Genomic DNA, 13,397 nt, shown 5'->3' on the forward strand with positions numbered 1-13,397 from the left:
CCCCCGTCACGCCGCTTACGATCGAGCTGTGTTCCCGTCCAAGGTCGCGGCGCGACAGTACTTGCTCGGTGCCCGCAGAGCTCGGCCCCATGCAGGGGACCTGCTGGCCAGCGCCACCTCCCAGCAGGCGGTGCTGGAGGCGCGGCGGATCGCTCTGTACGTGTCCATGGGTCCGGAGCCGCAGACCGGGGCGCTGATCGACTGGATGCTGGCAACCGGCCGTGAGGTGCTGCTACCGATCCTGTACGCCGACAACGACCTCGGCTGGGGCGTCGCACCGGGTGCCGCCGACCTGGTCCCGGGCCGGCGAGGCATGTCCGAGCCGCCTGTCGACCTGGGCACGGACGCCATCGCCACCGCCGATCTGGTCATCTGCCCGGCTGTGGCGGTCGCCCGCGACGGTGTACGCCTGGGACGCGGTGGCGGCTCGTACGACCGGGCCCTCGCCCGTGTCATACGCGGTACGCCGATCTGGGCCGCGGTGTACGACTCAGAGGTCGTCGAAGCGCTTCCGGTGGACGACCACGACCAACGGGTGCATGCGGCGCTGACACCAAATCGGTTGATCCTGTTGAGAAGATCGGTGGATGACTGAGAACGCGGTACAAGCCGCTGCAACGGCCGCACGGGGCTTGGGCCTGACTGTCACCGACCCGACAGTTCTGTACGACGCGTTCTCCGTGGTGGTGCACCTCAAGCCGTCGCCCGTGGTCGCGCGGGTCCCGATCACCCTGCCGGATCACCTGATGGAGCCCGACGTCGCCGTGCGACGGCAGCAGCGCGAACTGGACGTGGCCGCGTGGCTCGCGGAGCAGGGCAAGCCAGTGGCCGCACCGAGCCCACTGGTACCGCTCCAGCCTGTGCAGCAGAACGGGTTCTCCATGACGTTCTGGCAGTTCGTGGACCAGGACAAGTCCGTGGAGCTCGACTTCGTCGCAGGGACGGCCAGGGCCGCCGAGCTGCACGCCGTACTGGCTGAGTACCCGCAGGAGCTGCCGTGGATGACGCCGCTGCTCGCTGTGCCGCCGGCCCTTGCGGACTTGGAGGTTGTGCCGGGTCTGCTCGAGCAGGAGGACGTGGACCGGGCACGGGCCGAGTGGGATGTGCTGGGGCCGATGCTGACGAGTCGGGCCGAGTTCGAGGCCGTCTTCCCGTCGGCGACGGTCCAGACGATCCATGGCGACGCCCCGTCGTACAACGTGATCCCGACGGCGGACGGCGTGCTGTGGTCCGACTTCGAGGACACGACGCTCGGTCCGATCGAGTGGGACATGGCCGGCTTCGGTCCGGACCTCGGGAAGGTCTACAACGAGGCGGCGACGGCGCTGGGACGGCCTGTGCTGGATGAGCCGGTGCAGCGGGTGATGGACACTGCCCGTGTGCTGCAGGTCATGGTGTGCACCCCTCTGGTGCCCCGACTGCCCTCACTGGCTGACGGCATCCGCATGTTCGTCGGCCAGTGGCGGGACACCCCGTTCGCTGGTGGACTGAGCTGATGCTGAGCGAGTACGTCGACAACGGGGTCCTGCCCGGACTGGTCTCCCTGGTGAGCCACGCCGGCGAGACGCGGGTCGACGTACTGGGCGATGTCGCCTTTGACGGCCCACCGATGCAGCGGGACAGCCTGTTCCGGGTCGCGTCGTTCACCAAGCCGATCGTCGCGGTCGCGGCGATGATCCTGGTCGACGAGCTCCGGCTGTCCAAGGACGCACCGGTCGGCCACTTGCTCCCTGAGCTGGCGCATCCGGTCGTACTGCGTCATCCGGACGGACCACTGGAGGACACCGTTCCGGCGAACCGGCCGATCACGCTGCGCGACCTCCTGACGTTCCGACTGGGGCTGGGTGAGTCGGACCACCCGGAGATCCGGCAGCGGGAGGAGGAGCTGGAGCTACGGACGTTCGGGCCGCCACTGCCGCGGACGCCGCTCCAGCCGGACGAGTGGATGCGACGGTTCGGAACGCTGCCGCTGCAGTTCCAGCCGGGTGAGCGGTGGATGTACTCGACGGGCTCGCACGTGCTCGGCGTGCTGATCGCCCGAGCCACTGGGCAACCACTCGAGGTCTTCCTGCAGGAGCGGTTGTTCGAGCCGCTCGGGATGCGTGACACCGGGTTCACCGCGTCGGATCCTGCGCGGCTGACCACGGCGTACGTCGGTGACGATGCGCTCGACGTGGCAGCGGACAGCCAGTGGCTGGAGCCGCCGTCGTTCCCGGACGCGAGTGGCGGGTTGATCTCGACGGCGGACGACTTCCACGCATTCGCCCGGATGCTGCAGGCCGGTGGGGACGGCATCCTGTCGCCGGCTGCGGTCGCGGAGATGACGACGGACCACCTGACGGCTGCGCAGCGTACGGCGGCCGCCGACTTCCTCGGGCCAGAGACCGGGTGGGGCTACGGCCTGTCGGTCAGCAGCGATCGCTACGGCTGGGCCGGCGGGCTCGGCACCCTCTGGTCGACCACTCCGGCCGAGCAGACGATCTCGATCCTGCTGACCCAGCGGGCACTGTGGACCTGGCCCGAAGAGCTGTTCGCGGAGGCCAGCGCCCCAGCCTGGTGAGTGGCTAGGGCTCCGGCGTCGTGAACGTGACGGTGTGCTCGCGGGCCGCCTCGACAGCTCCCTTTGTGTAGGCCCAGGGCAGAGTCTCGCCACGCACCCACAGGTCCGTCTGGTCGGTGTAGTTGGACGAGAACGCGTGCCCGGACACACCGGTCAGGTTGATCCACCGGGACTTGTCGAAGTCGGACAGGTCCACGACCATCCGCATCGACGGCGTCGCAGTCACGGTGTAGCCCTTCGACGCGTCCCATGCGGTCGCGTCGACGATCGAGGAGCCGCCGCCCAGTTCGTACGGGCCGCGGTTGAACAGCTTGTCCACCACACCGATCCCGGACTTGCCGAGCGTCTGGTTGGTCAGCGTGAGTTTGTGCAGCCGACCCCACTCCCAGTTGGACGGCTCGCGAGCCATCTTCTGGGTGATCTCCTGCCGTGCATCGACCAGTGCCTCACGCAGGATGTCGTCGCGGCTCTCGTGCTGCGGCGTCCGTAGGTCGTCCCACCAACCGCTGTTCGGCTGGCCGAGCAGCGTGTGGATCACCTCGAACCAGCGGGAGCCGCCGTCCGGCCAGGTGCCCTCGGGGAGCTGGTCGTGGAAGGTCAGCGCGAGCAGGTTGCGCCAGACGACGTTGAAGTACGCCGCCGCCGCGGAGTCGGGTGGCTGGGTGAAGTCCCAGCTCCGCAGCTGGTCCTGCCCCTGGCGCTGGAAGTCGTCGTCGATGCCGATCTGGAGCAGGTACGGCACCAGCATCTCGGCGGCGCGGTTCTTGGTGTCCAACTGGATCGACGCCATCGCGTTCGCGTCCAGCTTCCCGGCAGCCTTGATCCGGTCGACGATCTGCTGCGAGCGGAAGCCGTAGTCCCAGTCGTTGGTGAGGTAGTACGTGTAGGTCCGCGGTACGACCGCCTGGTTCGCGGTCACGATGACCCCGTCCGCGGGATCGAACTCGCTGGGTAAGGCATCGAACGGGATGTATCCGGTCCAGTGGTACTTCGGGTCCCAACCCGGCACCGGCCAGTCGCCCCGACCGGTCTTGCGGATCGGGATCAGGCCGGGTGCCTGGTAGCCGATGTGCCCTTCGGTGTCGGCGTACACCAGGTTCTGCGAGGGGACCTGGAACAGCTTCGCGGCGGCGCGGAACTGGGTCCAGTTCTGGGCCCGGTTGATCGCGAACAGGGCGTCGGCGGTGCGGCCCGGCTTCAGGGCCGTCCATTGGATCGCGACGCCGTACGCGTTCGGATACTTGCCCTGTTTGGCGGCCGTCTCGCCGGTCTCGCGCTGGTCCTCGCCGACGTCGGAGATGAGCGGGCCGTGCCGGGTCTCGCGGACGGTGATCTTCACCGGCTCGTCCTGGCCGGCGACCTTGAACGTCTCCTCGCGGGTCGTCATCGCGCGCCACTTGTTGTTGTAGAGCGCGTTGTTGCCGTCGACGCGCTCCAGGTAGAGGTCGGTGACGTCCGGGTCGAGGTTCGTGAATCCCCAGGAGATCGCGTTGTTGTGGCCGATCACGACCCCGGGCAGCCCGGAGAAACTGAAGCCGGAGACGTCGTACGGACAGGACCGGCTGACGTTGTTGCAGTGCAGGCCGACCTGGGTCCAGATCCCCGGCATGGTCGCGCCGAGGTGCGGGTCGTTGGCCAGCAGTGGCTTGCCGGTCGTGGTGTGGTCACCGGAGACGACCCAGGAGTTCGAACCGATGCCGTCACCGCGGCCGAGTAGCTGCGGGAGACCCTTGGCCACCTTGTCGACCGTGTCGAGCGACTTGAGCAAGTCCTTGGTCAGCATCCCGCGGCGAGCCTCGGAGGCGATCGGCGCGGTGGTGAACTTGCCGTCGCTGCCGACCGCGCCGGTCGACATGATCGGCTCGTTCCGGTCGTACGGGTACGGCGGGTACAGGCTCTCGATGTTGCGCGCCGGGAACGCCGCGACCAGCTTCGTGCGGGTGATCTCCTCGTCCATGTTGCCGCCGAGGTCCCACGCCATCGCCTTCAGCCAGGCCAGCGAGTCGGCCGCGGTCCACGGCTCCGGGACGTAGTTCCGGCCGCCCGGTTGCAGCGACAGGACGGCGTACTCCAGGCTGAGGCCGGAGCCGTTGTGCGTGTCCAGGTACGCGTTCACGCCGCGGGCGTAGTCGTCGAGGTACTGCCGGGTGGACGGGCTGAGCAGGCCGAGCTCCTTCTCCGCGACCTTGCGCCAGCCGAGGGTCCGGACGAACTTGTCGGTCTCGAGCGCGTCCGCGCCGAAGAGCTCCGACAGCCGGCCGGCGGTGACGTGCCGGCGGAAGTCCATCTCGAAGAACCGGTCCTGGGCGTGCACGTAACCCTGTGCAGCGAACAGGTCACTCGGGCTGTCCGCATAGATCTGCGGGATGCCGTTCGCGTCCCGGATCACTTCGACGTCGCCGTCGAGCCCGGTCAGCTCGATGGTTCCGTCGTACGTCGGGAAGGAGTGGCGGACGACAAAAACGACGGTTCCCGCGATCACCACGAGAAGCGTGGCGAGGGCGATTCCGCTCATGATGACGACTCGTAGCAGGCGACGCACGGACCAACCGTAGAGAATCCTCCCGCCCGCCCCAAATGGGGTACCGCACAACTTTGCGTGGCTCTGCGTCCGGTGGACAACCACGCTGAGTTGAGGTATCCCACGCCCGAGTTGGAATAGTTCGGCTCGCTGGAGCATTATTAGCAGTCGAGTAGTAGGAGTGCCAACGGCCTGAAGGGAACGAACCGTGCCGACGTACCAGTACCAGTGCACCGACTGTGGCGAGGCGCTCGAGGTGCGTCAGAGCTTCACGGATGACGCGCTGACCGTCTGCCCGGCCTGCCAGGGCACCCTGCGCAAGGTGTTCAACGCCGTCGGCGTCGTCTTCAAGGGCTCGGGCTTCTACCGCAACGACAGCCGCAACTCGGGGAAGAGCACGGTTCCGGCCAAGTCCGACGCGTCGTCCTCCTCTTCCAGCTCGTCGTCGTCCTCGTCCGACTCCGGCTCCGGCTCCTCGTCGTCGGGTTCGAGCTCGAACACCTCCTCCTCCACCTCGTCGAGCGGCACCTCCTCCTCGAACACCAAAACCAGCGCCGCCTGATCTAGGCAGCGTCCTCTCGCGGCGTGAGTCGCCGCCCCTGCCGGTGTGAGGGGCGTGTCCCTTTTGGCCAGCGCCCGGTCACGTCCACCTGGCCGGCCGGGTCGGCTGTGGACAACCAACAGGTGGGGGCTCGGGAAACTCGTACTTTCTCTGGCATGAGAATCCGTTTCCCGCTTCGTGACCTGATGCGTGCCGCTCGGTGGCATCGACGGCTGCTGGCCGGCGTGGCCGCCGCGGCAGCTGTGTACTTCGGCCTTGCCGCCCTGTCCCCTCCACCGCCGCCGACGGTCGCTGTGCTGGCCGCCGCGCGCGACCTCGCCGGCGGAGCCGTGCCCGCCGGCTCCGACCTCCGCACCCTCGATCTACCCACCGGCGCCGTGCCCGACGGAGCGCTCAGACCGGGCACCGATCTGACCGCGCGCGTCCTGAGCGGCCCGGTCAGATCCGGCGAACCACTCACTGACGCCCGCTTCCTGGCACCGGTCTCGGTCCCAGCCGGCTCACTCGCCTACCCGTTCCGCATCGCCGACGCCGACATCAGCGCACTCCTCCGCGTCGGCGACCACATCAACCTGTACGCCGCCACCAGCACGCCGGCCGAGTCCGCAAACCTCCTCGCCCGCGCCGTCCGCGTGGTCGCCCTGCCCTCCCCTCGTACGACGACCACCGGCGCGCTGATCGTCGTCGCCACCAGTCCCGACGTCGCCACCCGCCTCGCCCAGGCCACCGCCAACTCCAGAATCACCGTGGCCCTGACCCCGGACACCAGCTGACGATTACTTATCGGACACAACCGAGCACGATGAGTTCCGTAACGGCGCGCTCCCTCGCACCGACGGATGCCTGGCCCTACGTTGTCCGGGAACATCACCCGCTTCGTGGAGGCACCCACATGCTCAAGGGCTTCAAAGAATTCATCATGCGCGGCAACGTGATCGACCTCGCGGTCGCCTTCGTCATCGGCGTCGCGTTCAGCGCTTTCGTCAAATCGATCGTGGACGGCCTGATCAACCCGTTGATCGCCGCGATCTTCGGCAAGACGGATATCAGCCAGGTCTGGTCCTTCACCATCAACAACTCGGAGTTCTCGATCGGCCTGATTCTGCAGGCGGCGCTCAACTTCCTGGTCGTCGCGGCGGCCGTCTACTTCGTCATCGTGTTGCCGCTGAACAAGCTCGCCGAGCGCCGCGCCCGCGGGGTCGAGCCCGAGCCCGACCCGCTGACCACCGACCAGCAGCTCCTCACCGAGATCCGCGACGCCCTGCAGCGGTCCCGTCCCTGATCCCGTCGGGAGTGGGCGGGCGTACCTGCCTCTGCCCCTGAGCTCGCCAACCGCCCGCCCACTCCCGGTGTCGAGGACCAGCGAGATGTCGGTGAGCATCTGGTCGTCGCTCCGATAACGTTTTCCATCAAGACGAGAAGCCATTCAGCACCCAAGACCAGCCTTCGATTGCCAAGCAGGCCAGAAGGTCCGACGATCCAACTGCCTCTCCGAGCTCTCTCGCGCCGCGGAATCGTGTCACAATTCCAGCGAGCGCTTTCTAAGGAGCTTCGGTGGCGAGACTGTCGTCAGGGGATCGGCCCACGGTGAAGGACGTCGCCGCGGTCGCCGGTGTTTCGGCGACGACCGTGTCCCGCGTGCTCGCGGGCAACTACCCGGTCGCGGCGACCACCCGGGGCCGGGTGATGCGCGCGGTCAAGCAGCTCGACTACGTCGCGAACGCGCAGGCCCGTGCCCTCGTCGGCGGTGGTCCGCGGACCGTGGCCTTCATCATTCGTGACCTGGTCGGCCCGTTGTTCGCCTACATCGGACAAGGCGTCGAGCAGCAGACCACGGCCGAGGGACGGCTGTGCCTGGTCTGCACCCACAACGGCGACCCCGACCGTGAGCTCGAGCTGATCGAGCTGATGCGCGAGCAACAGGCCGAGGCCGTCGTACTCGTCGGTGGCGGTGTCCGGTCGGCGGCCAACCTCGAGCGGATGACGCAACTCGCCAACGCCCTGGATCGGACCGGCTCCCGGTTGGTGCTCTGTGGCCGGCCGCCGATCGGCCCGGACGTCCCGTCGACCGTGGTCGAGTACGACAACGAGGGCGGCGCGTTCGCGGCGACCAACTACCTGATCTCGCTCGGCCATCGCCAGATCGCCATCATCGGTGTGGGCGAGCCCGAGCACACCACCACCAAGGCACGGTTCGGCGGCTACACCCGCGCACACAAGGCGCATGGCCTCAAAGTCGCCAAGCAGCGAGTCCTGCCGGGTGCCTACGAACGCGAGTCCGGATACCAGCAGACGAAGGGGCTACTGGCCCGCGGCGTTCCTTTCACCGCTATCTTCGCGATCACCGACGTGGTCGCCAGCGGCGTGCTGTTCGCACTGCACGAAGCCGGCCTGCGAGTCCCCGAGGACGTCTCCGTCATCGGGTACGACGACATCCCGCTGGCCGCCGACCTGACGCCGGGCCTCAGCACGGTCCACCTCCCCCACGAGGAGCTCGGCCGGACCGCGATCCGGCTCGCTCTGCACCGCGACGAGTACGCCCTCGACCAGCACGTTGTCCTCGGCACCCATCTGGTCGTGCGGGGCTCAACCGGCCCGGTACCGCACAAGTAGACTCGGCCCGCCGACCAAGAGGGGACAGTTCGATGGCTTCAGCCCGCACCCCGCGGACAGCCGACGACGGCTCGGGCTCCCGCCGGAAGTCGTCGACCGCCGCGACTCTCGGCGATGTCGCGACCCACGCCGGAGTCTCACCGGCGACCGTCTCCCGCGTCCTCGCCGGGAACTACCCGGTCTCCCGCTCGGCCCGCCAGCGCGTCCTGCGCTCCATCCGCGAACTCAACTACGTCGCCAACACGCATGCCCGGGCCCTGGCCGGCGTCCAGACCAAGACGATCGCGTTCGTGCTGGCCGACGTACGCGGACCGTCGTTCGCCGAGGCCGCTCACGGTGTCGAGCAGGAGGCCGCCCGGCTCGGCTGGCTCTGCCTGATCGGGACCACCCAGGGCGATCGGGAACGCGAGCTCGCCATCGTCCGGCTGATGCGTGAGCAGCGCGCCGGCGCGGTCGTCCTCATCGGTGGTGTCGCCGACGCCGACGACTACAACGAGCAGATGACCGAGCTCGCCTATTCGTTGCGCGCCGCGGGTTCGCTGCTGGTGCTCTGCGGCCGCCCTCCCCTCGCAACCGGCGTACCGGCAGCAGTCATTGGATACGACAACGAAGAGGGCGCCTACGCCATCACCAGTCACGTGCTGGCGCAAGGGCATCGGCGCATCCTGTTCCTGGGCGGAGAAGAGCGGCACACGACGAGTCTGGGGCGACTGGAGGGTTACAGTCGCGCCCTCAACACCTTCGGCGTGGAGTTCGACCCTTCGCTGGTCGAGCACGGTGTCTTCACCCGCGCCTCGGGCTATCAGCTCACCAAGAAGCGATTGACCGGGGCTCGCGACTTCACCGCGGTCTTCGCCGCGACCGACGTGATGGCCGCGGGCGTGTACGCCGCCGTCAACGAGGCCGGTCTGAGCGTGCCGGACGACATCTCGATCGTCGGGTACGACGACATCGAGCTCGCCCAGGATCTGCGTCCGCGGATGACCTCGGTCCACGTTCCGTACGAGGAGCTCGGTCGGACAGCCGCGAAGGTCGCCGCCGACGAGGACCACAAGCGCGAGGACTGGCCCGGCCTGCAGGTCACCTTGAAGACCCACGTGGTCGTCCGCGACTCAGTGGCCCGCCTCGACTAGCGTCGCGAGCACCCGGCGGGCCGTCTCGCCCAGGTCGTTGCCCAGCGCAAGTGTCGTCACATGCTGAGGTGAGCGACCTGGCGGAGCGATCAGCACCAACGGTACGTCGTGCGCCGCAAGGTACCCGAGCTGCGCCTGGGTGAAGTCCACCAGCACCCCGACGACCCCACGAGTCCCCCGAGCCGACACCTGATCGAGCCAGTGTCGTGGCACCGGGCGGTCCGGAGCCACCGTCGTCACCACGACCGACAGGCCGGTACGGCGCGCTTCCTCGTCGAAGGAGGTCAACACCGCACCGGCAGGAGCCGGGCTGGCCAAGACGACGTCGACCAGTGCGGCCGGTCGCTGTCCGCTCCCGGCCGCTTTCACGTCGGCGGCGTACCCCCGCTGCCGCAGCACGTCCCGGACCCGGGCCCGGGTGGCCGGTGCGACCTCCGGGTAGGCGCGCAGCACCTTCGACACCGTGGACACCGAGACGCCGGCCTCCCGGGCGACGACCGCCAGTTTCGATCGCGCGGCCATCGGTCCGGCCCTACTGACCCTTGAGGTAGGCGTCGGCCTGCTTGGCCATCTCGGCCTGCAGCTTGCTCAGCCCGGCCTTCTCCACCGCCTTCTTCAGCTGGTCCAGGCCCTTGTCGACGTCGACCGCACCGATCCACAGCGGGTTGCCGTACTGCGTCATCGCCGCGGTGATCTGGCTGTCCTCCCGCTTCACCGGTGTCACGTCGGGGACGAACGACGCGTACGGGTCGACGGTGAAGTTGTCGTAGTCCTGGGCCCAGTCGAACCACTCGTTCTCGGTCGGAGTGATGTCCTTGATCTTCTTCTCCAGGCTCTGCCGCCAGCACAACGCGAACCCGGGGAAGCTGTACGCCGACACCTGCTCGAACCGGTCCGTTCCGACCGCCTTCCAGTCCTTGCCTTCGACGCCGTAGCTGATCAGGTCGTGGTTCTCCTTGATCGAGACCCAGTCCTCCAGCTGCAGGGCCCTCTCGTTGCTGCGGCCCTTCGTGTTCAGGACGACGAAGTTGTCAGCCTGGAAGGTCTGGTTCGGCTTGGCGTTCTTGCCACCACCCAGCGGTACGACGTTGGCCAGCTGCGCGGACGGGACGGCCTTGCGCAACGGCGCCAGCGACTGCGAGGAGAGTCCGTCGGTCATCGCCCACCGGGTCGCGATCCGGCCGGACTCGAACTGGGTCTTGATCGCGTTCGAGTCGACGTTCAGCGCGTCCTTGTTGATGATGCCGTCCTGGTAGTACTTGCGGACGGTTCGCAGCGCGTCGATCACCCCCGGCGCTTCCCAGAACGGGATCGGGTTGGACGACCCGGTGGTCTTGCCGTCCTGGGCCAGGTAGAACGGGAACGAACCACCACTGAAGAACTGCACGCTGACGTGCGGGTTCTCCCAGTCGTGCTGGTTCAGCCAGCCGACCGGCGCGAACGCGACCAGCAGGTCGGGCATGTTCGAGTTGACCCCGACCGGCGTGATCTTCTCCTTCTGCTTCACGTCGTACCAGTACTTCTCCAACTGGTCGAACGTGGTGATGTCACCGAGGCCGAGCTTCTCGGCCAGGTCCTGCCGGATGGTGAAGTGGTGCAGCCGGGCGGCCGAGTTCACCTGCGGGATGCCGTAGAGCTTGCCCGACCACTTGTTCTGCTCGATCAGCTGCGGGGCCAGCGTCTTGCTCAGGTTCGGGTACTTGCCGATCAGCTCGTCGACCGCGACCAGTGACTTGCTGCCGACCAGCTGGACCATGTTCAGCCAGCGGGCCTGCAGGGCGGTGTCGAAGTTCTCACCGGCGGTGAACTTCAGCAGCGCCTGCTGCTGGTAGTTCGACCAGGCGATGAACTGCGGCGTGATGGTGAAGCCGAGGTCGGTCTTGAGCTTCTTGTTGACCTCGGCAAGGACTGTCTCCCAGCCCTTCGGAACGTCGCCGGGCAGCAGCAGCGCGAGGGTGTCGCCGCCGGACGGCTTGGAACCGGACTGCGACGAGTCGCCGCAGCCGCTCAGGCCGAGCGCGGCCGCGAGGGACAGGCCACCGGTCGCGGACAGGAAACCGCGCCGGGAGAGTTGGTTGGCGGGCACAATGCCTCCAGAAGAAGGATGGAATGGCTGGGATCAGCCCTTGGTGGCACCCAAGGTGATGCCCTTGACGAAGTAGCGCTGCGCGAACGGGTAGGCGAGCAGGATCGGGCCGATGGTGACGACCGTCAGAGCCAGCCGGAGCTGATAGACCGGCGTGGACTGCCCGGACGAAGTGGGCAGCATCTGCGAGAACGACACGTTCGAGACAAGGTTCTGCAGCAGCAGCGGAAGGGGGAACTTGTCCGTGTCGGAGATGAACAGCAGGGCCGTGAACCATTCGTTCCAGTAGTGCACGGCGTAGAACAGGCCGACCACCGCGAGGATCGGCTTGGACAGCGGCAGCCCGATCCGGAAGAAGATCTGCATCTCCCCCGCCCCGTCGACCCGGGCCGAGTCCATGATCTCCTCGGGCAACTGCCGGAAGGCACTGACCTGGATGAATACCAGGAACGGCGCGATCAGCAGCGGCAGGATCACCGCGAAGTAGGTGTTCTGCAGTTTCAGGTACTGCGTGACGAGCAGGTACAGCGGGACCAGGCCGCCGGTGAACAGCATCGGGATGTAGGCGAACACCGCCAACGGCCTGCTGACGTAGGGCAACCGCCGCGCGATCACCCAGCTGAGTCCGGAGGTGAAGGCCAACGCGAGCGCCGTACCGACGACAGTGATGAGGACACTCGCGGTGTAGGCGCTCAGCACGGTCGGACCGGTGAAGATCATCTCGTACGACGCGGTCGAGAACGGCTTGGGCAACAGGCTGTAGCCGGTGGTGGCCAGCTTCTGCTCGTCGGTGAACGAACCGGACAGGATCATCCAGAACGGCACCGCACAGAGCACCATGAACAGGCTGACGCCGATCAGGCTGACGATCGTGAAGGGCTCCAGCTTGGTACGGCGCTTCGTAGTCGCCGTCCGGCCGGTCACCTTGGCAACACTCGAGGTCAATGTCGTCATAGCAGGCTCGTCTCCTTCGAGTACCGGCGCTGCACCAGCACCGCGGTCGTCACCAGGACGAAGCCAACGACCGACTGGAACAGTCCGACGGCGGCCGTTGTACCGAAGTCGCCGATCTGCCGGAGCGAGCGGAACACGTAGGTGTCGATCACGTCGGTGGTCGGGAAGAGGGTGCCGTTGTCGCCGATGATCGCGTAGATCGTGCCGAAGTCGCCGTAGAAGATCCGGCCGACGCCGAGCACCAGCAGGACCGCGGCGGTCGGCTTCAGCAGCGGCAACGTGATCCGGAACGCCATCTGCGCCCGGCTGGCGCCGTCGATCTGCCCGGCCTCGTAGACCTCCTCGGGGATCGAGGTGATCGCGGCCAGGAAGATGATGCTCATGTACCCGCCCAACTGCCAGACCTTCACCACGGTGAGGATCCACGGCCAGGGACCGGGTTCGCTGTACCAGTTCGGCGTCGGCAGTCCGAAGCCGCCGAGCGTGTCGTTGACCAGGCCGCCCGTACCCTGCGGGCCGGACAGCAGTACCTGCAGCATGATCGCGATCACGACCGGCGAGACGAAGTACGGGAAGAAGATCGTCGACTGGGCCGCGCGCTTGAAGAACCGGCCGCGGATCTCGTTCAGCATGATCGCGAGCGTGACGCCGGCCGCCAGCGTGGCGGCGAGGAAGAGCGTGTTCAGCAGCAGGGTGTTGACCAGGATCCGCTTCGCGTCACCCGAGCTGAAGAAGTAGCGAAAGTTGTCCAGGCCGTTCCACGGGCTGGCGAAGATGCCCTGGCTGATGTCGAACTCCTTGAAGGCGACCACCAGGCCCGCCATCGGTGCGTAGCTGAACACCAGGAAGAACGCCACCGCCGGCAGCGCCAGCATGCTCAGCCACAGACTGCCCCGCAGCGTCACCCACCGCCGGCCGCCACTGGATCGGGTACTCATTGCGAGATCCCCTCGTTCGGAGAGAAAGCC

General features: G+C 67.4%; 13 protein-coding genes. 8 read left to right on the forward strand and 5 right to left on the reverse strand.

All coding sequences use genetic code 11. From position 1 onward, the window contains the following. Positions 1-28 precede the first annotated feature (28 nt). The 3 genes from EV652_RS08485 to EV652_RS08495 are packed head-to-tail and all read left to right on the forward strand — an operon-like array spanning position 29 to position 2,560. Positions 29-595 (forward strand): 5-formyltetrahydrofolate cyclo-ligase, encoded by a 567-nt coding sequence (locus EV652_RS08485; RefSeq protein ID WP_132208424.1) that lies wholly within the window; start codon positions 29-31, stop codon positions 593-595. After that, positions 588-1,496, forward strand: a complete 909-nt coding sequence (locus EV652_RS08490; protein WP_132208425.1) for a phosphotransferase — start codon at positions 588-590, stop codon at positions 1,494-1,496. Before EV652_RS08485 ends, EV652_RS08490 begins: the two co-directional genes overlap by 8 nt. Continuing rightward, a complete protein-coding gene (locus tag EV652_RS08495; protein WP_132208426.1) occupies positions 1,496-2,560 on the forward strand; it encodes a serine hydrolase domain-containing protein in 1,065 nt (354 codons plus the stop codon). Before EV652_RS08490 ends, EV652_RS08495 begins: the two co-directional genes overlap by 1 nt. Positions 2,561-2,564: 4 nt before the next feature. On the opposite strand, the gene EV652_RS08500 is transcribed toward EV652_RS08495, so the two are convergent. Beyond that, a complete protein-coding gene (locus tag EV652_RS08500) occupies positions 2,565-5,102 on the reverse strand; it encodes a penicillin acylase family protein (protein ID WP_132208427.1) in 2,538 nt (845 codons plus the stop codon). A 187-nt stretch (positions 5,103-5,289) separates the two neighbouring features. On the opposite strand from EV652_RS08500, the gene EV652_RS08505 reads away from it, so the two are divergent. From EV652_RS08505 to EV652_RS08525, 5 genes are all read left to right on the forward strand, one after another. Further along, positions 5,290-5,643 carry an FmdB family zinc ribbon protein gene (locus tag EV652_RS08505; RefSeq protein WP_132208428.1) on the forward strand — a complete coding sequence of 118 codons (354 nt, stop codon included), beginning with the start codon at positions 5,290-5,292 and terminating at the stop codon, positions 5,641-5,643. A 155-nt stretch (positions 5,644-5,798) separates the two neighbouring features. Beyond that, the gene (locus tag EV652_RS08510) at positions 5,799-6,416 is read left to right on the forward strand and encodes an SAF domain-containing protein (RefSeq protein ID WP_242001637.1); all 618 of its coding nucleotides are present in this window, start codon (positions 5,799-5,801) and stop codon (positions 6,414-6,416) included. A 119-nt stretch (positions 6,417-6,535) separates the two neighbouring features. Beyond that, on the forward strand, positions 6,536-6,925 hold the full coding sequence (gene mscL, locus EV652_RS08515) for a large conductance mechanosensitive channel protein MscL (RefSeq protein WP_132208429.1): 390 nt from the start codon (positions 6,536-6,538) through the stop codon (positions 6,923-6,925). A 272-nt stretch (positions 6,926-7,197) separates the two neighbouring features. Continuing rightward, entirely contained in the window at positions 7,198-8,256 is a 1,059-nt protein-coding gene (locus tag EV652_RS08520) for a LacI family DNA-binding transcriptional regulator (RefSeq protein ID WP_199238062.1), read from the forward strand. 32 nt (positions 8,257-8,288) lie between these two features. Further along, positions 8,289-9,389, forward strand: coding sequence for a LacI family DNA-binding transcriptional regulator (locus EV652_RS08525; RefSeq protein ID WP_132208430.1), 1,101 nt, complete (start codon positions 8,289-8,291; stop codon positions 9,387-9,389). Here EV652_RS08525 and EV652_RS08530 read toward each other — a convergent pair. Genes EV652_RS08530 through EV652_RS08545 form a run of 4 tightly spaced genes read right to left on the reverse strand, consistent with a single transcriptional unit; the run spans position 9,369 to position 13,367 of the window. Further along, positions 9,369-9,911, reverse strand: coding sequence for a LacI family DNA-binding transcriptional regulator (locus tag EV652_RS08530; protein WP_132208431.1), 543 nt, complete (start codon positions 9,909-9,911; stop codon positions 9,369-9,371). The two genes, EV652_RS08525 and EV652_RS08530, sit on opposite strands and share 21 nt — an antisense overlap. Positions 9,912-9,921: 10 nt before the next feature. Beyond that, the gene (locus EV652_RS08535) at positions 9,922-11,475 is read right to left on the reverse strand and encodes an ABC transporter substrate-binding protein (RefSeq protein WP_132208432.1); all 1,554 of its coding nucleotides are present in this window, start codon (positions 11,473-11,475) and stop codon (positions 9,922-9,924) included. 33 nt (positions 11,476-11,508) lie between these two features. Further along, positions 11,509-12,429, reverse strand: coding sequence for a carbohydrate ABC transporter permease (locus tag EV652_RS08540; RefSeq protein ID WP_132208433.1), 921 nt, complete (start codon positions 12,427-12,429; stop codon positions 11,509-11,511). Next, the gene (locus tag EV652_RS08545) at positions 12,426-13,367 is read right to left on the reverse strand and encodes an ABC transporter permease (RefSeq protein WP_132208434.1); all 942 of its coding nucleotides are present in this window, start codon (positions 13,365-13,367) and stop codon (positions 12,426-12,428) included. Before EV652_RS08545 ends, EV652_RS08540 begins: the two co-directional genes overlap by 4 nt. Positions 13,368-13,397: the final 30 nt, after the last annotated feature.

Origin of the sequence: Kribbella steppae (assembly GCF_004342025.1) — a bacterium.
In the GTDB taxonomy this organism is placed as follows: domain Bacteria; phylum Actinomycetota; class Actinomycetes; order Propionibacteriales; family Kribbellaceae; genus Kribbella; species Kribbella steppae.

What these genes read in the sequence shown, in the direction of transcription:
- mscL (WP_132208429.1), top strand. Translation starts at nt 6,536, where the DNA reads ATGCTCAAGGGCTTCAAAGAATTCATCATGCGCGGCAACGTGATCGAC.
- EV652_RS08510 (WP_242001637.1), top strand. Translation starts at nt 5,799, where the DNA reads ATGAGAATCCGTTTCCCGCTTCGTGACCTGATGCGTGCCGCTCGGTGG.
- EV652_RS08540 (WP_132208433.1), bottom strand. Translation starts at nt 12,429, where the DNA reads ATGACGACATTGACCTCGAGTGTTGCCAAGGTGACCGGCCGGACGGCG.
- EV652_RS08525 (WP_132208430.1), top strand. Translation starts at nt 8,289, where the DNA reads ATGGCTTCAGCCCGCACCCCGCGGACAGCCGACGACGGCTCGGGCTCC.
- EV652_RS08495 (WP_132208426.1), top strand. Translation starts at nt 1,496, where the DNA reads ATGCTGAGCGAGTACGTCGACAACGGGGTCCTGCCCGGACTGGTCTCC.
- EV652_RS08530 (WP_132208431.1), bottom strand. Translation starts at nt 9,911, where the DNA reads ATGGCCGCGCGATCGAAACTGGCGGTCGTCGCCCGGGAGGCCGGCGTC.
- EV652_RS08490 (WP_132208425.1), top strand. Translation starts at nt 588, where the DNA reads ATGACTGAGAACGCGGTACAAGCCGCTGCAACGGCCGCACGGGGCTTG.
- EV652_RS08545 (WP_132208434.1), bottom strand. Translation starts at nt 13,367, where the DNA reads ATGAGTACCCGATCCAGTGGCGGCCGGCGGTGGGTGACGCTGCGGGGC.